General features: G+C 60.4%; 24 protein-coding genes. 7 read left to right on the forward strand and 17 right to left on the reverse strand.

The window, feature by feature from the left end; genetic code table 11:
* Positions 1-65: 65 nt before the first annotated feature.
* From UB90_RS13030 to UB90_RS13065, 7 genes are all read right to left on the reverse strand, one after another.
* A complete protein-coding gene (locus UB90_RS13030) occupies positions 66-269 on the reverse strand; it encodes a hypothetical protein (RefSeq protein WP_009176242.1) in 204 nt (67 codons plus the stop codon).
* 572 nt (positions 270-841) lie between these two features.
* Entirely contained in the window at positions 842-1189 is a 348-nt protein-coding gene (locus UB90_RS13045; RefSeq protein WP_005619646.1) for a hypothetical protein, read from the reverse strand.
* Positions 1190-1258: 69 nt separating this feature from the next.
* The gene (locus UB90_RS22935; RefSeq protein WP_005619648.1) at positions 1259-1402 is read right to left on the reverse strand and encodes a hypothetical protein; all 144 of its coding nucleotides are present in this window, start codon (positions 1400-1402) and stop codon (positions 1259-1261) included.
* A gap of 214 nt (positions 1403-1616) precedes the next feature.
* Positions 1617-2099, reverse strand: a complete 483-nt coding sequence (locus UB90_RS13050) for a DUF6497 family protein (protein ID WP_227512094.1) — start codon at positions 2097-2099, stop codon at positions 1617-1619.
* A 272-nt stretch (positions 2100-2371) separates the two neighbouring features.
* Positions 2372-2725 (reverse strand): hypothetical protein, encoded by a 354-nt coding sequence (locus UB90_RS13055; RefSeq protein ID WP_065326081.1) that lies wholly within the window; start codon positions 2723-2725, stop codon positions 2372-2374.
* On the reverse strand, positions 2722-3237 hold the full coding sequence (locus UB90_RS13060) for a hypothetical protein (RefSeq protein WP_157888766.1): 516 nt from the start codon (positions 3235-3237) through the stop codon (positions 2722-2724). The genes UB90_RS13055 and UB90_RS13060 overlap by 4 nt, the downstream gene beginning before the upstream one ends.
* Entirely contained in the window at positions 3207-4739 is a 1533-nt protein-coding gene (locus tag UB90_RS13065; protein ID WP_005619654.1) for an acyl-CoA carboxylase subunit beta, read from the reverse strand. Before UB90_RS13065 ends, UB90_RS13060 begins: the two co-directional genes overlap by 31 nt.
* A gap of 346 nt (positions 4740-5085) precedes the next feature.
* Between UB90_RS13065 and UB90_RS13070 the strand changes: the two genes are divergently transcribed.
* On the forward strand, positions 5086-6279 hold the full coding sequence (locus tag UB90_RS13070; RefSeq protein ID WP_065326083.1) for a multidrug effflux MFS transporter: 1194 nt from the start codon (positions 5086-5088) through the stop codon (positions 6277-6279).
* Between the two features lie 245 nt (positions 6280-6524).
* On the forward strand, positions 6525-7913 hold the full coding sequence (locus UB90_RS13075) for a helix-turn-helix domain-containing protein (protein ID WP_009177268.1): 1389 nt from the start codon (positions 6525-6527) through the stop codon (positions 7911-7913).
* Positions 7914-7967: 54 nt separating this feature from the next.
* Here the strand turns inward: UB90_RS13075 and UB90_RS13080 are convergent, their stop codons facing one another.
* The 5 genes from UB90_RS13080 to UB90_RS13100 all read right to left on the reverse strand — a co-directional run bounded on the left by UB90_RS13080 (position 7968) and on the right by UB90_RS13100 (position 13880).
* Positions 7968-8207, reverse strand: a complete 240-nt coding sequence (locus UB90_RS13080) for a YdcH family protein (protein ID WP_065326084.1) — start codon at positions 8205-8207, stop codon at positions 7968-7970.
* Positions 8208-8571: 364 nt separating this feature from the next.
* Complete coding sequence (locus tag UB90_RS13085) at positions 8572-9051, reverse strand: hypothetical protein (RefSeq protein ID WP_065331981.1); 480 nt, start codon at positions 9049-9051, stop codon at positions 8572-8574.
* Positions 9052-9213: 162 nt separating this feature from the next.
* The gene (gene betA, locus UB90_RS13090) at positions 9214-10869 is read right to left on the reverse strand and encodes a choline dehydrogenase (protein WP_065326116.1); all 1656 of its coding nucleotides are present in this window, start codon (positions 10867-10869) and stop codon (positions 9214-9216) included.
* A gap of 145 nt (positions 10870-11014) precedes the next feature.
* On the reverse strand, positions 11015-12472 hold the full coding sequence (gene betB, locus UB90_RS13095) for a betaine-aldehyde dehydrogenase (protein WP_065326117.1): 1458 nt from the start codon (positions 12470-12472) through the stop codon (positions 11015-11017).
* 199 nt (positions 12473-12671) lie between these two features.
* The gene (locus UB90_RS13100; RefSeq protein ID WP_065326086.1) at positions 12672-13880 is read right to left on the reverse strand and encodes a BCCT family transporter; all 1209 of its coding nucleotides are present in this window, start codon (positions 13878-13880) and stop codon (positions 12672-12674) included.
* 194 nt (positions 13881-14074) lie between these two features.
* Here UB90_RS13100 and betI point away from each other — a divergent pair, with 194 nt between their 5' ends.
* A complete protein-coding gene (gene betI, locus UB90_RS13105) occupies positions 14075-14665 on the forward strand; it encodes a choline-binding transcriptional repressor BetI (RefSeq protein ID WP_005615171.1) in 591 nt (196 codons plus the stop codon).
* 79 nt (positions 14666-14744) lie between these two features.
* Here betI and UB90_RS13110 read toward each other — a convergent pair whose 3' ends face one another.
* The 3 genes from UB90_RS13110 to UB90_RS13120 form a co-directional block, all read right to left on the reverse strand.
* Positions 14745-15752 (reverse strand): DUF1036 domain-containing protein, encoded by a 1008-nt coding sequence (locus UB90_RS13110; protein ID WP_065326087.1) that lies wholly within the window; start codon positions 15750-15752, stop codon positions 14745-14747.
* Positions 15753-15917: 165 nt separating this feature from the next.
* Complete coding sequence (locus tag UB90_RS13115) at positions 15918-16859, reverse strand: DMT family transporter (protein WP_081285585.1); 942 nt, start codon at positions 16857-16859, stop codon at positions 15918-15920.
* Between the two features lie 113 nt (positions 16860-16972).
* On the reverse strand, positions 16973-17431 hold the full coding sequence (locus UB90_RS13120; RefSeq protein ID WP_065326088.1) for a DUF2267 domain-containing protein: 459 nt from the start codon (positions 17429-17431) through the stop codon (positions 16973-16975).
* Between the two features lie 217 nt (positions 17432-17648).
* Between UB90_RS13120 and UB90_RS13125 the strand changes: the two genes are divergently transcribed.
* Positions 17649-19238 (forward strand): ABC-F family ATP-binding cassette domain-containing protein, encoded by a 1590-nt coding sequence (locus UB90_RS13125; protein WP_065326089.1) that lies wholly within the window; start codon positions 17649-17651, stop codon positions 19236-19238.
* On the opposite strand, the gene UB90_RS13130 is transcribed toward UB90_RS13125, so the two are convergent.
* Together UB90_RS13130 and UB90_RS13135 are read right to left on the reverse strand one after the other, a co-directional pair.
* Entirely contained in the window at positions 19235-20176 is a 942-nt protein-coding gene (locus UB90_RS13130) for a pirin family protein (protein ID WP_065326090.1), read from the reverse strand. The two genes, UB90_RS13125 and UB90_RS13130, sit on opposite strands and share 4 nt — an antisense overlap.
* A gap of 93 nt (positions 20177-20269) precedes the next feature.
* Positions 20270-20899 (reverse strand): LysE/ArgO family amino acid transporter, encoded by a 630-nt coding sequence (locus UB90_RS13135; RefSeq protein WP_081285581.1) that lies wholly within the window; start codon positions 20897-20899, stop codon positions 20270-20272.
* A gap of 112 nt (positions 20900-21011) precedes the next feature.
* Between UB90_RS13135 and UB90_RS13140 the strand changes: the two genes are divergently transcribed.
* The 3 genes from UB90_RS13140 to UB90_RS13150 all read left to right on the forward strand — a co-directional run bounded on the left by UB90_RS13140 (position 21012) and on the right by UB90_RS13150 (position 23819).
* Positions 21012-21899, forward strand: a complete 888-nt coding sequence (locus tag UB90_RS13140; RefSeq protein WP_065326091.1) for a LysR family transcriptional regulator ArgP — start codon at positions 21012-21014, stop codon at positions 21897-21899.
* A gap of 38 nt (positions 21900-21937) precedes the next feature.
* Positions 21938-22789 (forward strand): COG3904 family protein, encoded by an 852-nt coding sequence (locus UB90_RS13145; protein WP_065326092.1) that lies wholly within the window; start codon positions 21938-21940, stop codon positions 22787-22789.
* A gap of 76 nt (positions 22790-22865) precedes the next feature.
* On the forward strand, positions 22866-23819 hold the full coding sequence (locus UB90_RS13150; RefSeq protein WP_065326093.1) for a helix-turn-helix domain-containing GNAT family N-acetyltransferase: 954 nt from the start codon (positions 22866-22868) through the stop codon (positions 23817-23819).
* Positions 23820-23869 lie beyond the last annotated feature (50 nt).

Raw genomic sequence — 23869 nt, forward strand, 5'->3', positions numbered from 1 at the left:
GCGGTGCGCCCGCGTCAAAGCGAGATGTCAGCAGGGCGCGGAGTTCCCGCGCGCCCGAGGCCGGTTTAGCAGCGGCCCGGATTTTCCTTGCAGTAGATGAGGTTGCCAGCAACGCCGACGGCTGCGCCAGTGACGAGGCTGCCGTTGAGCAATGCGGCCCCTGCCGCCCCTGCACCGGCACCATAGAGCACCTGTTCACCGGTGGTATCGCCGCAGGCCGCAACGGCTGCGGTGCCTGCGAGCAGGGCCGCAATGAGTGATTTACGCATCGAAATGCTCCTTTGGATCGTTCTGCATGGTTGAGAGCCAATTTGCCGGTCCAACGCATATCGTCCAGATAAGTTCCGCGCAATCTTGCCGCATGGGCGACAGATCGCCCGCGATAACCACGCAATTGGCGGGCTTTCGCCCATTCTTGAGGCGCGCGTGCGCAGATGCACAGGGATTGCGCGGCGGCAAGGCCAGAGCTTTGATCAATATGCGGATTTTCGCCGCGCACAGCGTCTTTGCCGGGTCGGCACAAAGACAGCTGAGACGCGGGAGAGAGAGACCCAAAAGCGGGCAGCTGGCGCGGGGGGGCGCACAGCTGCCCAGTCAGGTTTTGGGGCCAGAACAACAGCCAGAAGGGACGAAAAGGCTGCGTAGGCAGATCCACCCTGCCAGCGCCGGAACGGCTTGAAAACCGCGCCGTTAAATCAGCGGGATTATTGGCAGCAGGCCGCGCAAATTCCAGAATTGGTAGCAAAAAGACGCCGATACACGCATGGGGTGTAATACGACACGCGGATTTCCGCTGCCGTAATGAACCCATTTCGGTGATATGACGCCCCTTTTGCATTCCTCAGCCCCCAAACGCCTCGGGGAAGGAGCGGCGCGCGACGTCAACGTCGATCACCAGAAGCGACTCATAGCTTTCAGGATCAAAGGGATCATCAACCGCAACCACCTCGCGTCCGAACAGCCAGCTCAGCCGTCCTGCGTCCAGATTGCCACGTTCAAAGGGCTGGTCGCCAAAGTTTTCCCAGAGCGCTTTCATAAAGCCCGCATCCGCCCGCCGATCTGCGGGTTTGCGGTCGCGAAACCGCTCACGCCGGGTGATCGGCGTGATGCCCTTTGGGTTGGGGCGACGGATGACAAATTGGAAATCGGTGCCGGGAAGACGGCCGGGAAAGCCGCGATGTTTTAGCATGGGAGTGCCTCCGGTCCGGCACCCCGCAGGTCGGAAAGGTCCGGCCACAGGGCCGGACCCCTGAAGTGATTACTTATACTTACCGGTGTAGACCGGCTCTTGAGAGATCGGCTCGGGATCAACCACGACGAACTCTTCTTCGCGCTGACCTGCGCATGCGGAAACTGCGGCCAGCAGGCCTGCGAGGGTGATGAGTTTGATGCTCTTGGACATGTCTGTCTCCTAAGATCATTGCTGAAACCTGCGCGGGCGAATGCCCGCACCTCTGACAATCCGACAGGCAAAAAACCTGTGGACCGAGGCGCATATTTGCGTCCTGCGCGTAGCATAGCGCCATTGGTTTCAAGGATATATGTAAATTCTGCAGTGTCGCCGCCCTGTGGCGCGAAAATCGCAGAAAAATGCCGAAATTGCGTCTCAACCGTCATCAGAACCCCTCCCAGACGCAAGCGTTGTCCTCAACGCGGTAGGTCTCAAAGAACTGGGTGGCCTCAGGCTCGCTGCTGCCGAAGGGCAGAACACGGTCCGAGAGCGAGATGACCACGCGCTCCGGCGCGATCTCATAAAGGCGCAGATAAGGCACCGCGACCTCTGTGCAGAGGTAGTCGATATCGTCGGCTCTGGCGTCCGGATCACCGTCTTTGGCGATCTCGGGCGCGACAAAGCGAAAGCGCGCCCAAAGCGCACCGGGCGCGTCATCCAGCAAGACTTCAGACAGTGTCACCGGTTGCGCGGAAGGCACCGGTATCAATGCGGGCGTCTGTTCCGTGGTATCACCCCCCGCACCGGACGCCGCAAAAGACGCCGAGAGCGGAAGCGTGAGACAGGCAGCGACGGTGGCAAGGCGGCAAATTGCGGACAGCCGCGCGCCGCGCAACACAACCCAACGCTGTATGGATTTACCTACCAAATTGCCGCAGCCCCGACCCCAATCAGATTGGGCTCCTCCTGCCGGGGCTGCGGGCGCAGCGCCGGTGGCGCGCGCTAAACTCAGTCTGGCTGAGCCGGAGCATGCAACCGATTCGGCCTCTGTGTCAAATACTGTTACAAATTTGTGCAAGAGCACCCCGCCTCGCCCGATCTGCGCGCAGATTGTAAACATGTTACAAGAATTCAGGGGCTTATTGGGCATATCACTTGCCATTTGGCGTGATTCCGGCCGGTTTCTACGCAGAGTGGAGATCATTTTAACCTCCTCTGAGAGCGCTTTGCCTGTGCCACCCAACGTGCGCGATGCGCCGGGCACGCCAAGAGAGCCGCAATCTTTGCGCTCAGACCCGGCGCGACCGGGGCGGCAACGCGTCCGCCCGCTTTGATTCGAATCATATCGCCCTCACGGGTGAGCTGAACCACAGGGGAAAACCCCCGCACCCGTTTGAGCATCCGCCACATATCCTGTCGGATCTGGTGGGCCAGCCGGAGCGGATCGCCCTCTGGTAGAGTGGTGGACGCCACCACGTCAAAGCGCGCGGGCAGTTGGCGGGAGAGTGTCAGCTCCCCCACCTCGCGCGTGATATGCCAAAGTCCATGCGTCATGAGGAAGAAAATGGAACTTGCGCCGCTTCAGCAGGAGTTTGCCAAATGAGCGCGAGGATAAACATGATTAGGCAAGCGTACCCAATGAGGCAGAGAATCCAAAACGGCCCTACAAGCGTCCGGCTTACGTTAATAAGATGTTCTTCACCAAAGGCGCTCCCGCCCCTTCCGTAAGAAACAATCCACGCCGCATACTTGTTTCCCTTCTCCGACCGCACCCCATTTCTGTTATACACCTCCATTGCGTAGGTGCTTTGGAATGTGATGGCCAAAAACCACGCTAAAATAGTTGCGGCGAACAAAGTGAATACACCCATTGTTGCGAGCAACTTTAGAAGCAAACTAGAGACCTCAGCCAAATACTTGAGCTGAAGTAAAATGATCCCTAGCGGCACTGACGAAATTCCAATTGACGCTTTTGACTGTTCAACAGCCTCCTTAAGAGCATCTAAATAGTTTGAATCGTCTCGTTCCATGTTCATCAGAGCGGAATATTGTCGTGCTTTTTCCACGGGTTCGCGAGCTTCTTGCCACGCAGGCTGGCAAAGGCGCGCGCCACGCGGCGGCGGGTGGATTTGGGCTGGATCACCTCATCAATGAACCCCCGCTCTGCCGCCACAAATGGATTGGCAAAGCGGTCCTCATAGTCAGCCGTATGCGCCGCGATCTTCTCGGGGTCGTTCAGATCGGCGCGATGGATGATCTCGGTTGCGCCCTTGGCGCCCATTACCGCGATCTCGGCAGTGGGCCATGCGTAGTTGAAATCGCCGCGCAGGTGTTTGGACGCCATCACGTCATAGGCACCACCATACGCCTTGCGGGTAATGACCGTGACCTTTGGCACCGTCGCCTCGCCATAGGCAAACAGGAGCTTGGCACCATGTTTGATAACTCCGCCATATTCCTGTGCAGTCCCCGGCAGGAACCCCGGCACGTCTACAAAGGTCAGGATCGGAATTTCAAAGGCATCGCAGAAGCGCACAAAGCGCGCCGCCTTGCGCGAGGAGTCGATATCTAGACAGCCCGCCAGCACCATCGGCTGATTGGCCACCACGCCCACACTCTGCCCCTCAAGACGAATGAACCCGGTGATGATGTTCTTGGCGAAGTCTTCCTGGATCTCGTAGAAATCACCCTCATCCGCCACTTTGGTGATGAGTTCCTTCATATCATAAGGTGTGTTGGCGTTTTCCGGGATCAGCGTATCAAGGCTGTCCTCGATCCGCGCGGGGTCGTCAAAGAAGGGGCGCACGGGTGGTTTTTCGCGATTGTTTGCAGGCAGGAAATCCACCAGACGGCGTACTTCGGCCAGCGCTTCGACGTCGTTTTCAAAGGCGCCATCGGCCACGGAGGATTTCTTGGTATGGGTGGAGGCCCCGCCCAGCTCCTCGGCGGTGACCTGTTCGTTGGTCACGGTTTTTACAACATCCGGCCCGGTCACGAACATATAGGATGTGTCCTTCACCATAAAGATGAAGTCGGTCATCGCAGGGCTATAGACCGCACCACCGGCACAGGGCCCCATGATGACGGAAATCTGCGGGATCACGCCAGAGGCCATGATGTTGCGCTGGAAGATTTCCGCATAGCCCGCGAGTGCATCGACGCCTTCTTGAATACGGGCACCGCCGGAATCGTTGAGACCGATGATCGGCGCGCCGTTCTGGATCGCCATATCCTGGATCTTGCAGATCTTTTGCGCGTGGGTTGCGGACACCGAGCCGCCCAGCACGGTGAAATCCTGTGAGAACACATAGACCTGACGACCATTGATGGTGCCCCAGCCGGTGATCACACCGTCGCCTGCGGGCTTGTTGTTCTCCATGCCAAAATCGGTGCAACGATGGCTGATGAACATATCGAACTCTTCAAAGCTGCCTTCGTCCAGCAGGAGTTCGATGCGTTCGCGGGCGGTCAGCTTGCCGCGCGCGTGCTGTGCATCAATGCGTTTTTGTCCACCGCCGAGCCGCGCGTTTTCGCGGCGCTCTTCGAGTTCGGCAAGGATATCCTTCATGGCAAATGCCCCCTGATCAGTTTGGGCCCACTGTTTTGAACAGAGTTGAACCGGGTTCGTTGGCGCCGACCCTAGCTTGGCCCCGCCCCTCACCCAAGGCAAATATCGCAAATTTGCAAATACAATGCATACCCATTATGCAAACTGGCAAATTAGCTAATTCAAGGCTCGAAATGGATCGTGCCGCCTGCACCGCACACCACAGAACAAACGTGCCACTAAGTGACCTGCGACACAGACAGGCTTTGGCGTGGCGCACAAGATTGTACCCTTGAGTGCGGGTTTATTGGACAAGCACCGCTCCGCGCCGTAAACGGTTAACACGCAAACTAAACCGAGACGTATAGTGACACGCAGCACCCCACCGACCATTTGGACCCTGATCCTGCTTTCTGGCCTCTCCGCGCTTGGCATGAACATCTTTCAGCCCTCACTGCCCGGCATGGCCGCCTATTTCGGGGTTGAATATCGGCTGATCGCACTGTCGGTGCCGCTTTATCTGGCCGCAAGCACGGTGATCCAGATCGTTGTCGGGCCGATTTCGGACAAGATGGGGCGGCGTCCAGTGATGATGGCGTCATTGGTATTGTTCTTGCTGGCCACATTGGGCTGTATCTTTGCAACAACGGCCGAGGGGTTTTTGGCCTTTCGCATGGCGCAGGCGGTGGTCGCCACCTGCATGGTGCTGAGCCGGGCCGCCGTGCGCGACATGTATGAGGGACCCAAGGCCGCGAGCATGATCGGCTATGTCACCATGGGGATGACGGTGGTGCCGATGATCGGTCCGGCGCTTGGCGGGATCTTGGATCAGGCCTTTGGCTGGCATGCGAATTTCTGGCTGCTGTTTGCCGCCGCTGCGGTGACGCTGGCGATTTTCTACGCCGATTTTGGCGAGACCGCGACCGCGAGCGGCAAGCCGTTGATCGCACAGTTTCGCGAATATCCGGCGCTGCTGCGCTCGCCGCGCTTTTGGGGCTACTCCTTGGCGGCGGGCCTGTCGTCGGGCAGCTTCTTCGCCTATCTCGGCGGCAGCCCCTTTGTGGGCACCAATGTCTACGGGCTGAACAGCGCCCAACTGGGGATCTATTTCTCGGCCCCTGCGCTGGGGTATTTCCTCGGCAACTTCCTATCCGGGCGCTATTCGGAGCGGTTCGGGATCAATGCGATGGTGTTCTGGGGCGCGATCATCAACATCTTTGGCGTCGGGCTGTCGCTGACCATCACCCTCGTCGGGATGGACTCGGTCTGGACCTTCTTTGGGCTGATGTGTTTTGTCGGGCTCGGCAACGGTATGGCGATCCCGAACGGCACCACCGGCGCGATCAGCGTGCGTCCGCATCTGGCAGGGACCGCAGCGGGGCTGTCATCGGCGATCATGATCGGCGCCGGTGCGGCGCTTTCGGCCACGGCCAGCTGGCTGCTGGTGCCCGGCTCTGATGCTTCGCCGCTTCTGGAGATCATGTTTGGCAGCGGTGTCTGCGGGCTGATCGCCATCCTCTATGTGATGCGCCGCGAGCGGCAGTTGGGCCTTGCGGCCTGATCCTTCTGACATTTTCACCTGACATTTCTGCCTGACCAGAGGTGTTTCGCTTCGGGCTTTGCCCGAAGCGGCGCGCTCGGCCCAACTGCGGACCTTGTTTTTTTCAAAGCAAGGTCAGTGGGCGGGAGGTCTCCCCTCGCCCTTTCGGGTTGCTCAATATGGGCACAGTTAAAACCAGTGCAGCTTGCCAGAGTGAGTTTGCAGTTATACAAATCAACTCAGCTCAATTTGCAAAGGCACGCCACATGGCCACCCAAAAGCTCTATGCCGGGGCGAAACTGCGCGAGATGCGCAACCGGATCGGCCTCACCCAGAAGGACTTTGCCGCCAAGCTCGGCGTCTCGCTGCCCTATCTGAACCAGATGGAGAACAACAACCGGCCCGTGTCCACCACCGTGGTTCTGGCGCTGGCACAGGAGTTCGGCCTGGATGTGACGGAGCTGTCGTCTGGGGATAGCGAGCGGCTGATTTCCGACATGCGCGAGGCAATGGCCGATCCGGTCTTTGCAGATGATGTGCCGCCGCTTGCGGATCTGCGTCTGACCGCTTCAAACGCGCCCGCGCTCGCGCGCGCTTTCCTCAGCCTGCACCGCGCTTACCGGCAAACCCATGAACGGCTTGCCTCGCTGGATGAGGCGCTGGGGCGCGCCGATGCGCGCATTCAGGCCAGCCCCTGGGAAGAGGTCCGCGACTTCTTTCACTACTGCGACAACTATATTGACGCCGTGGACCGCGCAGCTGAGCGGTTTTCAGGCAGCGGCGACACACGTATGAATGCCGAGGCCGCGCTGCAACAGATCGGCGTCACCCTCACCCTACGCGACATGGAGGGGCTGCGCGCCTATGATCCGGAGACCAAGGTGCTGGCGCTCTCTCATCGCTCCGCACCGCAAACGCGGCTGTTTCAGATGCTCTTGCAACTGGCGTTGCTGCGCTACGGGGATTTGCTGGAAGCAACACTGGACTTTGCAAAGTTTCAGACCGAGGAAGCGCGCTCCATCGCAAAAATCGGCCTTGCCAACTATTTCGCGGGAGCGGCCCTGATGCCCTACACAAGGTTTCTGGAAGCCGCGCAATCCTGCCGCCACGATCTGGAGCTGCTGGCGATCCGATTTGGCGCTTCGATCGAGCAGGTGGCACATCGTCTGTCGACCTTGCAGCGCCCCGGTGCCAAGGGCATTCCGTTCTTCTTCGTGCGTGTCGATCAGGCTGGCACCATCACCAAGCGCCACTCTGCCACGCGGCTGCAATTTGCCCGTTTTGGCGGTGCCTGCCCCTTGTGGAACGTCCACCGGGCGTTTGAAACACCGGGGCGTTTTTTGCGCCAACTGGCCGAAACCCCCGACGGGGTGCGCTATATCTCGCTGGCGCGCGATGTGTCAAAACCGGGCGGCTCCTTTGGCGCGCCGGTGCGGCGCTATGCGATCTCATTGGGCTGCGAGGTCAGCCACGCGGATGCGCTGGTCTTTGCGGATGGGCTGGATGTGACGCAGGCCTCGGCCTTTGAACCCATCGGCATTTCCTGCCGGATCTGCGAGCGCCAGCATTGCCACCAGCGTTCGGTGCCGCCGCTGGAGCGACGCCTGTCGGTCGATACCAATGAGCGCAGCGTGCTGCCCTACCGGGTCAACTAGTCACGCAAAAGGGCCGCCCAAATCCGGGCGACCCTTGGTGTTTATCAGGAAGGCTCAGGCCTTGGACAGAATGCCCCAGATCTCATCCTTGAGGGCGGCACGTTTCTTGCGCATGTCGTTCTCGGCCTGCTCGGACACCGGCTCCACATTGGTCTCCGCGCGGTGTACGGCGCGGTTTACCTCGTGATAGTCATCCGCAAGCTTTGCAAAATGCGCATCTGACTGTTTGAGATCACTCATCAGAGCGGCTTTTTCAGGGAATTCTTCGGCCAGTTCATGCGGGGTATGGGACATCTGTTCGCTCCTTCAATGTGTTGTTTGACAAGAGCTTAGAAGATGACTCGCACGCACACTTTGACCGGGATCAAGTTTTAGCGGAATTCCAAACCCTGTATGGTGTGCGGCGGGCATCGCTGCAAAATCCGGACCTCAAGTCAAGCTGCCGCACCAGCGCCCGATTTGAAGCGCTGCAACATTTTATTCCCTGTGGTGGCAGAGGTTTCGAACCGTGTGAAAGGCCGTGCACTTGCTCCACCCCACTCCGATACGGAGCGGCTATCTGATCGAGCACAGGGAGAGGAATACAGGACAGCCTTCAAATCGGGGGAGTCTGCTTTGAGCCCTCGTTGCCTTGCATTGCAAACGAAAGCTGAAGTCATCATTGGCATTCGATTTCCATCCAGTGATTTACAGAAAAGGCTCGTCCTCCGCCAAGACTTTGAAGCTGAACTGTGGCTCCACCATCACCTTTGTCGAAGCGCGCATCTATCGTCGATATGTCTCCAATGCCAGAACTAAGGCTCAGGATCTGAATATCGGGTTTGCCAAATTTAAGCTGCATCGAAAAAACGAGTGTCACGAACTCTTCAAAGTCGCCTTCCAATTTTTCATGGACTGAAGAGACTACCCCGTTGCAAACAAACAGGGATAGGTTCGTGCCTTCGACAACCCATTGTCCCGGCAAGTTTTCCGAAGTAGGCACGAGTTCCCATCCCTGTCCGAGCGCATGCTGTTGTGCTGCTTCAAATGAGCTTCCCAGTTTGAAGCCCCCGGCTTCCCTTGGATCGGCAGCGTATGCCACAGAGGTGACAAACACGCCGAATGCGGTTGTTAAATAGATCCTTTTTGAAAAGTTCATTCGAGTTCCCATTGGTTGTTAAGTCGGTCTTCGCAGAAACCGGCAGGAAATCAATGACATCTTCGTCCGCTTGTCGACCAACAAGACTCTCAGGCATGTCGATAAAAAAACCGCCCCACTGCGGATGCAAGGGGCGGCTAGGCGTGACTAACAGTGCAGGTCTCAGCGCTGCGAGGTCTCCCAATCCGGGTTGAACCAAGGCTCCGCGTTTGAGGACGGCAGACGGCGACCCAGGATATGATCGGAGGCTTTCTCGCCGGTCATGATCGAGGGCCCGTTGAGGTTGCCATTGGTGATGCGCGGGAAGATGGAGCTATCCGCCACCCGCAGCCCCTCGACGCCGATCACCCGGCATTCAGGGTCAACCACCGCCATCGGGTCATCCACCGCGCCCATCTTGCAGGTGCCGCAAGGGTGATAGGCGCTTTCGACATGTTCGCGCAGGAAACCGTCGATCTCCTCGTCTGTTTGCAGGTCGCTCCCCGGCTGGATCTCATGCTTCAGGTAGGGTTTCATCGCGTCCTGGGCAAAGATCTCTCGCGTGAGGCGCACGCATTTGCGGAAATCGATCCAGTCCTGTTCGGTCGACATGTAGTTGAACAGGATCTTCGGCGCGGCATTGGGATCGGCGCTGGCCAGTGTGACCTCACCGCGCGAGGCGGAGCGCATCGGGCCGACATGGGCCTGAAAGCCATGGCCCTCGGCTGCCGCCTGCCCATCATAGCGCACGGCAATTGGCAGGAAGTGATACTGGATGTCGGGGTAGTCGATCCCCTTGTCAGAGCGAATAAAGGCTGCGCTCTCGAACTGGTTTGAGGCCCCCAGCCCGGTCTTGGTAAAGAGCCACTGCGCCCCGACCAAAGCCTTGCCGAAGAGGTTCCAGTATTTATAGAGCGTGATCGGCAATTTGGAGGCGAACTGGAAGTAGAACTCCAGATGGTCTTGCAGGTTCTGGCCGACGCCGGGGCGATCCGCGACCACCTCGATTCCGTGTTCAGCCAGATGTTTGGCGGGGCCAATGCCCGAGAGCATCAGGAGTTTCGGCGAGTTGAGCGAGGAGGCTGCGAGGATCACCTCTGCACCCGCACGGATCACCTCGATCTGGCCACCCCGTTCGACTTCGACACCAACGGCGCGGCCGTCTTCGATCACCACCTTGCGGGCCAGCGCGCGGATCATGGTGCAGTTGTCGCGTTTCAGGGCGGGCTTCAGATAGGCGTTGGCGGCGGACCAGCGGCGGCCCTTGTAGACCGTCATCTCCATCGGGCCAAAGCCCTCTTGCTGCTCGCCGTTGTAGTCCTTGGTGACCGGATAACCCGCCTGCTGCCCGGCCTTCACAAAGGCATCATGCAGCGGGTTGTCGCGCGGGCCACGGGTGACATGCAGCGGGCCGTCGCTGCCGCGCCAGTCGGGATCGCCGCCATGGCCGCGGTCGTCCCAGCACTCCATGCGTTTAAAATAGGGCAGCACATCGGCGTAGGACCAGCCGGTGGCACCGCTCTCGGCCCAATGGTTATAATCGCCCGCGTGGCCGCGCACATAGACCATGCCGTTGATCGAGGACGACCCGCCAATGACCTTGCCGCGCGGGGTGACCAGCTCGCGCCCGCCCAGATGCGGCTCGGGCTGGGATTTGTAGCCCCAGTCATACATCGACATATTCATCGGGTAGCTCAATGCGCCCGGCATCTGGATGAACGGGCCTGCATCGGTGCCGCCATGTTCGATCACCAGCACCGATTTCCCCGCCTCGCTCAGACGGTAAGCCATGGCGCAGCCTGCGCTGCCGGCCCCAACAATCACGTAATCCGCGTTCATCGCGTCCATTCTCCTGTCACAGGGCCGCACCCGCCGGGGCTGACCACAAGGCATAGCTTCTCAGTTCGCCCGCGTCCTTTTGGGCGACGGGGCGGTTGGGTGGGCGTCGTCCAAAAGGACGCGCCCTATCGTTTAGGTGCAGACCTCAGAAGGCTGCTTCGCAATCGCCCATGCGCACATAGACCGACTTCACCTGGCTGAAGTGCTTGATCGCCTCCTTAGAGTTCTCACGCCCCACACCAGAGGCTTTGACGCCGCCAAAGGGCGCCTCAACGGGTGCGTCATTGTAGGAATTGATAAAGCAGCTGCCTGCCTCAAGCTGACCGATCACCCGGTGGGCGCGGGTGAAATCCTTGGTGAAGACCCCGGCAGAGAGGCCAAACTCGGTGTCATTGGCGCGCGCGATCACCTCGTCTTCGCTGTCAAAATCCAGCACGCACATGACCGGGCCAAAGATCTCTTCGCGCGCAATCACCATATCGTCGGTGACATCGGCAAAGACGGTAGGCTGCACATAATAGCCATCCATCTCGGCGCGTCCGCCGCCGCAGATCAGCCGGGCACCCTCGGATTTGCCCTTTTCGATATAGCCAAGGACGATCTCCATCTGACGTGCGCTGACCATCGGGCCGAAGTTCACGCTCTCATCCATCGGGTCGCCCAGTTTGGCTGTCGCGGTGCGCTCGGCCAGACGGGCGAGGAATTTCTCCTTAATGTCCTTGTGCACAAACACCCGCGTGCCGTTGGAGCAGACCTGACCGGAGGAGTAGAAGTTGCCGTTGATCGCGCCAGAGATGGCGCTCTCGATGTCGGCGTCTTCAAAGACGATCATCGGAGATTTGCCGCCAAGTTCCATGGTCACATGCTTCATGCCGGAAGCCGCAGCCGCGTAGACCTTTTTGCCAGTGGGCACAGAGCCCGTCAGCGAGACCTTGTCGACGCGCGGGTCGGTCACAAGCGCACCGCCAACCTCGCCCATACCTTGGATGACATTATAAAGCCCCGCAGGCGCGCCCGCCTCGATCAGGATTTCGGCCACCTTGAGCGCGCAGAGCGGCGTGGTCTCGGAGGGTTTGAACACCATGGAGTTGCCACAGGCCAATGCAGGCGCGCCCTTCCAGCAGGCGATCTGGGTGGGGTAGTTCCATGCGCCGATCCCCACACAGAGGCCAAGCGGTTCGCGGATGGTATAGACCCAATCCTCGCCCAGCGGGATGTGCTCGCCCGTCAGGCTTGCCGCCAGACCGCCGAAATACTCCAGCGCATCGGCGCCGGAGGTGGCATCCGCGACCAGCGTTTCCTGCAGCGGCTTGCCAGTGTCATAGGTTTCCAACACCGAAAGCTCATGATTGCGTTCGCGCATGATCTCAGCGGCGCGGCGCAGGACGCGGCCCCGCTCGGTGCCGGTTTTCTTGGCCCATTCCTTTTGCGCGGCCTGCGCCGAGGTCAGGGCCTGCTCGATAATGGCCGGGGTGGCAGCATAGACGGTGGCGATCTCTTCGCCGGTGGCGGCATAGATCACCGGGATCGGGGTGCCGGAGGTATCTTCAACATAGGCGCCATTGATAAAATGGCTGGCTTTGGGCTGAGCCGGATGTGTCATGTCTTTCGCCTCTTTCGTGTTCGAGGTGCCCCGCGCAGGTGCGGGGCGTGATGTGTGGATCTTCGCGGCCAACAGGTGGCGCGCGAAGCTGTGCGGTTTCATTCGGGGACCGGCACATGCAGGACGGGCGCGCGGGCGTCTGTCGTGGATGAGTCGGCGGTGCAGCGCCCCCGGCCGGGGACGCTGCGATGTCAGAGGTTTAGTGAACGGTTTCGATCTTGGTGAAATCGAGGTCGTTTTCTTCCGGGCTGGCCTCAATCGCCATGACCTCTTCGCGTTTGTTGACGAAGATATAGACCAGGCAGGCCACGTAGAGACCGATCACCACGGCACCGATCCATTCAATCTGCAGCCACTGGCTTTGGAAGGCGACGGTCAGCGCAAAAAGCACCACCGCATTGCCGATCACATAGACCGGGCGGCCCAGACGGCGCGAGCTGAGGTTGAGGTTGTCAGTGTAGAGACGGATCAGCGAGTCAAAGGAGTTGATCACAAAGATCACGCCCACAACCACCATGGAGATATTGATGAACAGCGTCGTCGGGATCTCGTTGAGGTGATAGTAATAAAGCACCGAGAACCACACCGCGAGCGGGATCGACGGGAACACCAGAAGCGAGACCAGCACCTGCCACGTCTTGAGGCCACCCACAAAGCGCGAGGTGAACTGACCGATCATGATCGACCATGCAAACCACCAGAACAGGTAGAATTCATGGTAGTCGGTGAGCGGCAGCACGAATTTGTGGATATTGGCAAAGTAGCCGCCGATGTTGGAGGCGGTGGAGGCGAACTCGCCCAGCCCCATGCCGGAATAGGCCCACATGCCAAGGATCAACAGCGCAAAAAGCCCGGTCGAGCTGAGCGACAGGATGCGCACATATTTGATGTCAGTGGACGAAAACGCCGCAAACAGCACCACGAGGAAGGTCACAGCATAAAACGCCGGGATCACCGTCTCGCCGTCGCCCACGAAAGTGGCGTAATAGGGCAGATAGTTCAGGAACAATGCGCCGGTAAAGGCACAGGTGCCGATAATGACGATGTTGTTGATCCATTTGACCACCGGGATCTCGAAGAATTTGACCTTCGGTTCGATCACGCAGAAGTAGAACGTGGTCAGGAAATAAAAGCCCCAGATCAAGAAGCCCCAGAATCCGAACTCCAGCGCCAGCGGGTTGGTGAACCCGTAAGCGGGCTCTGTTGCGGTATCCGCATAGAGCGGGAAGTCCCACGCCAGCGGGAACATCACGAGGCCCACGTCGAGGCCTGATGTGAACAGGATTGCGATAAATGTGAACAGCGGTACAGGCGTCACGCCGACCACCTCCAGATTCCACCACTTGATGACGCAGAATGCCACCAGCGCGAAGGCCAGCAGAATACCTGCAGAGATCAAATACGTCATTCGTTTTCACCTCCCAGTGAATAAGTCGCAGGGGCACCCTCTGGCGCCCGCTTCGGTCGATGTTATTATTATTGGTGGCGTCGGCTGAGTGGCCTGCGCCTGAACAATCTAACCAAATTTTGAATGGCCATTCAAGTTTTGGTTTTTTGAGGTCAATTATTGAAACTTCTGCCCCACTGGCGCACTCTGATTTTATGGCACGTAAACGCATTCGCGACATCCGCAACGAAGAGCTTATTGAAGCAACCATCATCACCGTCCACAAACGTGGCTACGGGACTGTAACCATGGCGGAAATCGCGCGTGAAGCGGGGGCTTCGGCCGCCTCTATCAGCTATTATTTCGGCTCCAAAGAAGGGTTGATGGAAGCCACGATGCGACATCTGTTGCGCAAGCTCAGAGACGCGATGGTCGCAGGCTACGCGCAGGCGCAATCGCCGCTGGAGCGGCTCTATGCGGTGATGGATGCGAACTTTGCAGATTCGCTTTACACGGTGCCGCAATGCAGCATCTGGATGCAGTTCTGGGCCAATGCCCCCTACTCCACCAGTCTGGCGCGGCTCCATCGGATCAACCGCGCTCGTGTGCGCAGCCATTTTGTCGCCGAGCTGAGCCAGTTGGTGGCCCCCGATCAGGTGGAAACCGCACGTCAGGCGCTGCAAAGCTATATGGATGGGGTCTGGCTACAGGCCGCCCAATCGGATCAGCCGCTGGATACCCAAGCCGCACGGCGCGCCGCGCATCGGGTGGTGGATCTGGTCACCTCGCGCGAATTGGTCGCCTAGAGACAGGCCAGGGTCAGAATGAGGCGCAAGACCGGGGCGCTGCCCCGGACACCGGGATATTTGGCGTTAGAAGAGAGGCTCAGCCCTCGCGACGATACACCAGTTCGGTGCCCCGTGGCAGGTAGGTCAGAGCCAGTTCTTCGTCCGAGATACGGGTGATCTGATAACACAGGCTGGTGCCTGCGTTATTGTCCCACGTATAGAGGAACACCCCTTCGCCATCGTAGTCAGCACAGCTGTCTTGCAACGAGATATATTCCACCGAGGTTTCCGCGCCCGCGTAGGAGTTGATCCGCTCTGCGCCGCTGACGCGGAAGCTGTCGTTGGGATCCATGGTAGAGAGCCACAGCCCCTGCAGGCTTGCCAGGAGCCGGTCAAATCGGTTTTCGGGCTGCACGACCAGGGCGGTGAGGACCAGTTCCGATGTGGTGTCGAAGAGATCCTCGCGCTGGCCATAGAGTTCGACCCGTCGGCCGCGCGGGATCTCCTGCATTTGTTGCCAGAGCTTGCTGGAGGTGCGCCCGTCATCATAGACCAAAAAGCGCCGTCCGGTGCCGATGAAGGTACAAAAGCTGGAGTAACTCGCGACCTCGGTTTCACAGCCCTGAAACACCGCCTCGCTGACAAATTGAGGGTGTGTTGCGATACGTGCCGCGCGGTCGGGATCGGCGGGTTTGAGATTGAGGCTCAGACTATGGCTGTAGTCGGGTGTTTCCGGCCCGGTGTCTATGCGTGCGAAATTCTCGTGGCGAAAGCCTCGGCGGGCGCAGGAATCGTCCCCACTGATCGAGAAATCATCGTCATCGACGCAAAACCCCAGCTTGTCGTCGGTGAAGACCCAGCCCTCGGTTTCGACCCGCAAGTAGTAAAACCGGCGCGGCAGCACGCCGGGCACCACCTCGGCGCATTCTCCGACGGGGACTTGCCACCAGCCTTCGGACACCCAGCTGTCAGCGCTCTTATATCCGATGGCGACATTTTGTGGATCGCTGGTGTCGTTGCACAGATCCAGCGCCGCCTGAGCCACAGACGGCAGCACCAGCGACATCGCCAGCACCAACAAAAGCCTAAGATCGGGCAAGGACATAGCGCTACACTTCATACATCTCGACGCGGATATCTATGACAGAAGTGTAACGGGCTGACGACACGGCGTGCGGGAAGTTGTTAACTTTTTTGAAGATATGACGTTTGGTTTCTGCAAACCCGCCGTGTCACTGGTGTTTTGGGCGTAAAATGCTGCGCTTTGGCGTCAGGATTTCACCGCATGTGGCGCAGGTGTGATGGCGCGCCGTTTCAGCACGGCTTCGCGCCAGGTGATGAAGGTGACCGCCGCGAGGATCATACTGCCGCCCAGAACCACCCAGATATCGACGCTTTCGCCAAAGGCCAATGCACCAAGAAGCGTGGCCCAGATCAACTGCAGAAAGGTCACCGGCTGGGTTACCGTCAGCGGTGCCGAGGCAAAGGCCAGCGTCATGGTATAATGGCCTGCCGTCGCGAAACAAGCGACCCCAAAGAGCACCGTGAGTTCATACAGCGTGGGCGTCACCCAATTGGCCAAGGCAAAGGGAGCCAGCGCAACGGTCACCCAGAGCGACAGCATCGCCACCACCACAGTTGGGTTTGTGCGCCCCACCATGGTCTTGGCCAAAAGATAAGAGATCCCGAAGGCAAACCCTGTGACCAGCATCGCCAGATGTCCGGGAGAGACCTCGCGGAAACCGGGCCGCAGGATCACCACCACCCCCAACAGCGCCACCGCAACCGCGGCGATGCGGCGAAAGGCCAGTTTTTCACCCATAAAAATCGCAGCGCCCAGCGTCACATAGACCGGCGAGAGGTAGTTCATCGCCGTGACCTCGGCCAGCGGAATGCGGGTCATGGCAAAGAACCACATGATGACCCCAAGCGCATGTACCCCACCGCGCAACGCGAAGAGACCGTGCAGTTTCGGGGTCCAGGTCACGGCCCTGAGCGAGCCGATCATCGGGATCAGGAACACCAGCCCCAGCAAATAGCGCAAAAACGCGCTCTCGGCGGGAGGGATGCGCGGCCCCATGTATTTCACCAGCGCCGTCACCGCCACGAAGTTAAGCCCCGTCACCAGCATCCAGAAGACGCCGCGCATGGGATTGGAGGTTGGCTGGGCTGGCTGGCTTGCCATTTCTTTGGTCAGGGTTGCATCGCTCATGGGCGCAAGCAGACACCCATTGCGAGGGCAAGACAACCCTTCACTTGTGAAATATTGTACCTCTTTTTGCGCTGCCATTATGGGTACACGGCCCGCGCCCTGCACGCAGATCCTCAGATGATGCGCTGCTCCAGTTCGCGCGGATCGCTGACCGCTACGTGCCAGAATGCCTCTGCCCCCTCCGGCAGGCGCGCTAGCACCCGGTCCAGATCCTGCTGTCGGATCGAGCGGCGCAGGGCGCGGGCGGTGGCCTCAATGGCATTTTCTGGCGTCAGGTTGTGATGCGGGCGCAAGGCCTGTGCTTCGCGGGTCAGGCTGGGGCGGTCGCCAAAGGGCACCGGCGGCTGGCTGATATCCCAGTCTTTGACAAAGATCGCGCGCAGTACCGATGGCAGCACCGAAGCAAAGGCCAGTCCTTCTTGCGCTGTCAGTCGGCGGCGAAACACCAGCAATACGCCTTCCACCGCCGTATAAGCGGAATTGTCGGACTGAAGGCTCATCTCTTCTTTGACATCCTCAAGGAAGGCGCTGAATTCTTTTGAAGAATGTCGATATGTCCAAGGCATGGGCATCGGGGGTCTCTGCTTTCTCCGGTGGTTTCTGTGTCCAAGGCACTGCACGCAATGCATGCGCGCAGTTTTGCCTGACGTATCGTTCCTGTCGAGACCTCTTGCCTTTCGCGTTCTGGCGCATATGTTTCTTGGCAGGAGCAACAGAGGAAGACCCTATCCATGATCCAGACCCTTGCCGCACTCGCCCTGTTTGTGTCGCTGCACGTGGTTCTTTATCATGCCCTCTCCCATCGCCTCCGTCCGTCTCGACAGCCTGCATTGGTCCGCCGCTGACACGCGGCCTGTTCTCTCGGACATCACTCTCAGTTTTCACCCCGGTCGCACCGGGGTTGTTGGCCGCAATGGCACCGGCAAGACGACGCTGCTGCGTCTGATTGCGGGGGATTTGCCGCCTGCATCCGGTCGTATCGTGACCACCGGCACGGTCGGTTGGATGCGACAGGACGTGGCCGCGCAGGATCACCTCACGGTCGCAGAGCTGTTTGGCGCGGCCTCCGGTCTGGCGCGGCTGACGCGTGCTGAGGCGGGCTGCGCGAGTGCCGCCGATCTGGCCGAGGCCGATTGGACCCTGCCCGCCCGGATGGAGGCCGCCATGCAGCGCTGCGGCCTGTCGCTGCGCCCGGAGGCCACGCTGGCGCAGCTGTCGGGCGGACAACGCACCCGGCTTGCTCTGGCGGCGCTGCTGTTTCAGGACCCGGATATCCTGCTGCTGGACGAGCCGACCAATACCCTCGACACCGGAGGGCGCGCCACGGTGCGGCAGGTTCTGCGCGACTGGCGGGGCACCGCGCTGGTGGTGAGCCATGATCGCGAACTGCTCGACGACATGGATGCCATAGTGGAGCTGAGCCCGCTTGGGGCCAGCCGCTTTGGTGGGCCCTACAGCCAGTATCGGGCGGAAAAACACGCAGCCTTGGCGGCGGCGCATCATGATCTGAACGAGGCCGAAAAAGCCCGCAAGGACACCGCCCGCCGCGCGCAGGAGGCCGCCGAGCGCAAGGCGCGACGCGACAGCGCGGGCAAGGCGGCGCGAGCCTCAGGAAGCCAGCCCAAAGTCCTGATGGACAAGGCAAAAGAGCGCGCCGAGGCCTCCAAAGGCGCAAGCGCACGACTGCGCGAGGCGCGGCAGGCGGCGGCGGATGAGGCGCTGGCGGAGGCCCGCGCCCGTATCGAAATACTTGAGCCGATCCGCATGGACATCCCGACAACCGGCGTGCAGCCCAGCACGCGCATCCTAGCCCTGCAAAGTATCACTGCTGGCTACGGCACCCGCGACGTGTTGCGGGATCTGTCGCTGGAGATCACCGGGCCGGAACGGATTGCGCTGCACGGTCCCAATGGCTGCGGCAAGACCACGCTTGTGTCGGTGATCCTCGGACAACTGACGCCCCGCGCCGGATCTGTGGAGCGCCACGCAAGTGCCGCGCTATTGGATCAGCATGTGAGCCTGCTGGAGGCCTCCGAGACGCTGGTGGAGAACTTCCAGCGCCTCAGCCCCAAAGCCACCCTGAATGAGGCCCGCGCGGCGCTGGCGCGGTTTCGGTTTCGCGCCGAGGACGGCCTGCAAGTGGCGGGCGCACTCAGCAGCGGGCAGCGGTTGCGGGCGGGTTTGGCCTGCACCCTTGGCCGCCCGGTGCCGCCACAGCTATTGGTGCTGGACGAGCCGACAAACCACCTCGACCTAGAAGCGGTTGAGGCCTTGGAGGCCGCGCTGCAGGACTATGACGGCGCGCTCCTTGTGGTGAGCCACGACAGCGCCTTTCTCGATCGGATCAACCTGACTCGGCACATCAGCTTGGGGCCTTAATGGTTTGGTAACGGGATGAATTCCGCGTCATCGCCGGGCGGTAGGTGAAAGCGCGGGTTATTGGCAAAATCGCCGCGCGCCCAGGCCTGTTTGGCCTCTTCGATCTTTTCCTTGGAGGAGGCGACGAAGTTCCACCAGATGTGGCGCGGCCCACCCATGGTCTCGCCGCCCAGCGCCATCAGCCGTGCGCCCTCCGGCCCGGCGGTCACGGTGATCGCATCGCCGGGGCGAAACACCATCATCTGCCCCGCCTCAAAGGTCTGGCCTGCAATCTCGACCGCGCCGCGGGTGATATAAAGGCCGCGATCCTCATGATTATCCGGCATCGGCAGCTTGGCCCCGGCGCCCAGAATGACATCGGCATAGAAGGTCTCTGACAGCATGGTCACGGGCGCGCGCTCGCCCCAGGCGGAGCCGAGGATCAGCCGCACGTCCTTGCCCTCACCCAAGAGGTGCGGCAGCGCCTCTTTGCCGTGGTGTTCAAACACCGGTGTCATGTCTTCCTTGTCTTCGGGCAGCGCGATCCATGTCTGGATGCCAAAGAGGTTGCTGTGCCCCTTGCGGGTGGCCTCAGAGGTGCGCTCGGAATGGGTGACGCCATTGCCGGCGACCATCCAGTTGACCTCGCCCGGGTAGATCATCTGATGGGTGCCGAGGCTGTCGCGGTGTTCAAACTCGCCCTGATAAAGATAGGTGACGGTGCCAAGGCCGATGTGCGGATGCGGGCGTACGTCGATGCCGCCACCGGTGATGAACTCTGCCGGGCCCATCTGATCGAAAAAGATGAAGGGGCCCACCATCTGACGCCGGGGCGCGGGCAAGGCGCGGCGTACCTCAAACCCTCCGATGTCGCGGGCGCGGGGGATGATCAGCGTCTCGATACCGTCGAGGCTACCTGCATCGGGGCACTTTGGTTCCAGTGTCGGGTTCCAGCTCATGGGCCTGTCCTTTCCTCGCCGCGTTGCCTTTAAACTAGGCCACGGGCGCCGCTCTGACAGCCTGTTGGTTTTGCACAAACCCTGCGCGCCCGCTCACATCAGGGCGAGTTTCAACGCCAGCGCCAGCATCACCACGCCGATCAGCGCGTCCAGCACCTGCCATGCACGGGGCCGCGCAAACACAGGCGCCAAGAGCCGCGCGCCATAGCCCAGCGTGAAGAAGAACACGAAGGAGGCCATGACCGCGCCAAGGCCAAAGATCCACGCCGGTGTGTATTGCGCCGAGATCGCCCCAAGCAGCACCACCGTATCGAGATAGACATGCGGGTTGAGCCAGGTAAACGCCAGACAGGTCAGCACCGCAGGCAGGAGCGCGGTCTGCACGCCCTGCCCTTCGGTCCTGAGTGCTGCGCCCCCCGTCCACGCCGCCCGGAGCGCGCGCAGTCCGTACCACGTCAGAAACAGCACGCCGCCAAGGCGCATCGCGGTTTCGAACCACGGCACTGCGGCAGTGAGCGTGCCAAACCCCGCCACCCCGGCCGTGATCAGCAACGCGTCCGAAAACGCGCAGGTCAACACGATGGGCAGCACATGCTGGCCCCGGATGCCTTGGCGCAGCACAAAGGCGTTCTGCGCCCCGATCGCAAGGATCAGGCTAAAGCCAAGGCCAAAGCCTGCCATCAGGGTCGGCAGCATGTCTGCGGTCATCGGGAGGGGCAGCATGGGGCTTTGTCCTTTTGTGTCATTGCGCAACGCCCGGGGGCGGTTGCCTTTGACTAAAGCCGGGCTGAGGCGTAATCAAATTAAAGATACTGACCTCAATTAAGTCTTGCTAATGCGATATGATCCTCTCCAGTTGGCCGCGCTTTCCGCGGTGCTTGACCTTGGCAGCTTTGATGCGGCGGGGGCGACGCTTGGCGTCACGCCCTCGGCAGTCTCGCAGCGGATCAAGGCGCTGGAGGATCGGGTGGGCACGCCGCTGGTGAACCGCACAAGCCCTTGCACCGGCACCGAAACCGGGCTGCGCATTGCCAAACATGCCGAGGATGTCGCCCTGCTAGAGCGCCGTCTCAGCCGGGATCTGTCCTTGGAGACCACCGAAAAACCGGCGCGGCTGAAAGTTGCGGTCAATGCCGACAGCCTCGCCACATGGTTTGTGCAGGCGATGGTCACGGCGGATGATGTGCTGTTTGATCTGGTGATCGACGATCAGGACCACAGCACGGAATGGCTGCGCCGTGGGGTGGTCTCTGCCGCCGTGAGCGCAGACTCCCGCGCGGTCACTGGCTGTGATGTGCATGCGCTGGGGCGGCTGTCGTATGTGGCCACGGCCAGCCCCGCCTATATGGCGCGGTGGTTTCCGGAGGGGCTGACGACTGAGACGGCCCGCCGCGCACCCTGTATGGTGTTCAACGCCAAGGACCGGCTGCAACATCGCTGGCTGGATCGCCATGTTGCGCCGGGCATCGTGCCGCCTGCGCATTACCTCTCCTCCACACAGGCGTTTCTGGATGCGGCGGCAGCCGGGCTGGGCTGGGGGATGAACCCGGAGGTGCTGGCACGCCCCTATCTGGCGCGCGGAGATTTGGTGGAACTGGTGCCCCGCAGCCAATTGGATACGCCGCTTTATTGGCAGGTGAGCCGGATCATGGCCCCTGCCCTGCGCGAGATCACCCGCGCGGTCCGCTCGGCTGCCGCAGATATGTTGCGACAGGATCGCTAGGCTGGTCGCAGACTGCGGACAGCTGCTAGGCTGGCGGTATGCTGATGTTGCGTCCTCCCAAAGGGGCCTTTGCCCATAGCGTGTGGGTCCGGCTGATTGTGCCGCGTGCACTGCTGCTGGCGGCGTTTTGGAGCATGAACCAGAGCCTGCAACTGCCGGTCTGGCTGGCCTATCTGTTGGTGGCGGGGGATGCGATTTTCCTGCTGTGGCAGATCGCGCGCTATCACAGCGCTGCCGAGGCCCATACACGCGACACCGGCGCGATGGCCCCGATCTGGGGCGGCTATCTGCTCTGCCTGTTGGCGATCCTCTCCAGCGCAACCCTTTGGTGGAACACGGTGTTGATTGCACATCGCCCGCCGCCCGAAGAACAGCATAGCGAACAGATGAGGCGCGCGCGCGAGGCGCTCTATACCCTGACGCGCAGCCTGGATGGCCGCAGCCTCACCTTTGACGGCGAGATCACCTTTGGGCTGAAGGCGCGGCTTTCTCAGATGTTGGACCTCTCCCCCGAGATTGATGAAATCCGCCTGAGCAGCCCCGGTGGCCACATCTATGAGGCACGCGGCGCGGCACAAGTGATCGCGGCGGCTGGGCTGGATACCCTTGTTCAGGGTGAGTGCAGTTCGGCCTGCACCCTGTTGTTCATGGCAGGACATCAACGTCGCCTCGCGCCGGAGGCGCAGCTTGGATTTCATGGGTACGGATTGGCTGAGGACGTGAACCTACCCGGCTATGACATTGATCGCGCGCAGGAAAAGGATCGCGCCAGCTTTATCGCGCAGGGTATGCAGCCAGAGTTTGCGGCGCGGATTTTTGACATGCCGCCGAACCGCATGTGGTACCCAAAAGAGCCAATGTTGCGCGCCGCAGGCGTGTTGCGCCCCTAACGCGGCCAGACATGAGAGACCTGCGCTCATGGTAGTTGGGCTTGGCAGATTACAGATTTAGTTGTACCATACAACCATGAATCAGCCCTCTGACACCTCCCGTATCGACAAAATGCGCGCGGCCGCACGTCACATCGTGCGCGAACTTGGCTTTATGCAAAAAGGCTTGGCCGGGACGGATCTTTCACCTTCGGCGGTGCATGCGATCCTTGAGATTGGCTATGGCACGGTGGCGACGGCCAGCGCGCTGGGACCCCTGTTGCATCTGGAGAAATCCTCGGTCAGCCGTCTGCTGCAAAAACTGGAGTCCGACCAGCTGATTGAGGGGATATGCGATACCGCTGACAGGCGGTCACGCCGGTTGAGCCTGACACCAAAAGGGCGCGATCTGTTGCGTGAGCTGGAATACTTCGGCAGGCAGCAGTTTCGTACGGCACTGGATAGAACCTCCGCAAAAGAGGCACAGACAATCGAAGCTGGCCTGTCACTGCTGGCCGATGCCTTGCCGGCATCCGGAGCGCAAAAGCAGCCTATCGTTCAAGAGGTGCGCTGGCATCAGGGCTACAGACCCGGTGTCATAGGCACGGTGAGCGCGCTTCATGCTGCATATTATGCGCAAAACTATGGGTTTGGCGCGGTGTTTGAGCGCAAAGTCGCAAGCGAGATGTCTGAGTTCATGTCCCGCATCGAGGCCTCGGCGAATACGGTGTTTTGTGCCTATCAGGGGGAGGAACTCTTGGGGTCCGTGTCCCTTGATGGGCAGGATTTGGAGGACGGCACCTGCCATTTGCGCTGGTTTATCGTCAGCCCCAAGGCGCAAGGCCTTGGGATTGGTGGAAGGCTGATGGAAAAGGCGGTGAATTTTGTGGATACCCAAGGGTATCACATCACGCGGCTCTGGACCTTCAAAGGGCTGGATGCTGCGCGCCACCTCTATGAAAAACATGGCTTTTGCCTCACCCATGAGGCGCCGGGCGCACAATGGGGCACCAAGGTGATCGAACAGGAATTCGAGAGGACCCGCGCATAACGCGCCCGATCTTTCATTCACGCAAGGCGAGATAACCAAAAACGGGGGGC

This window comes from Tritonibacter mobilis (assembly GCF_001681715.1).
In the GTDB taxonomy this organism is placed as follows: domain Bacteria; phylum Pseudomonadota; class Alphaproteobacteria; order Rhodobacterales; family Rhodobacteraceae; genus Epibacterium; species Epibacterium mobile.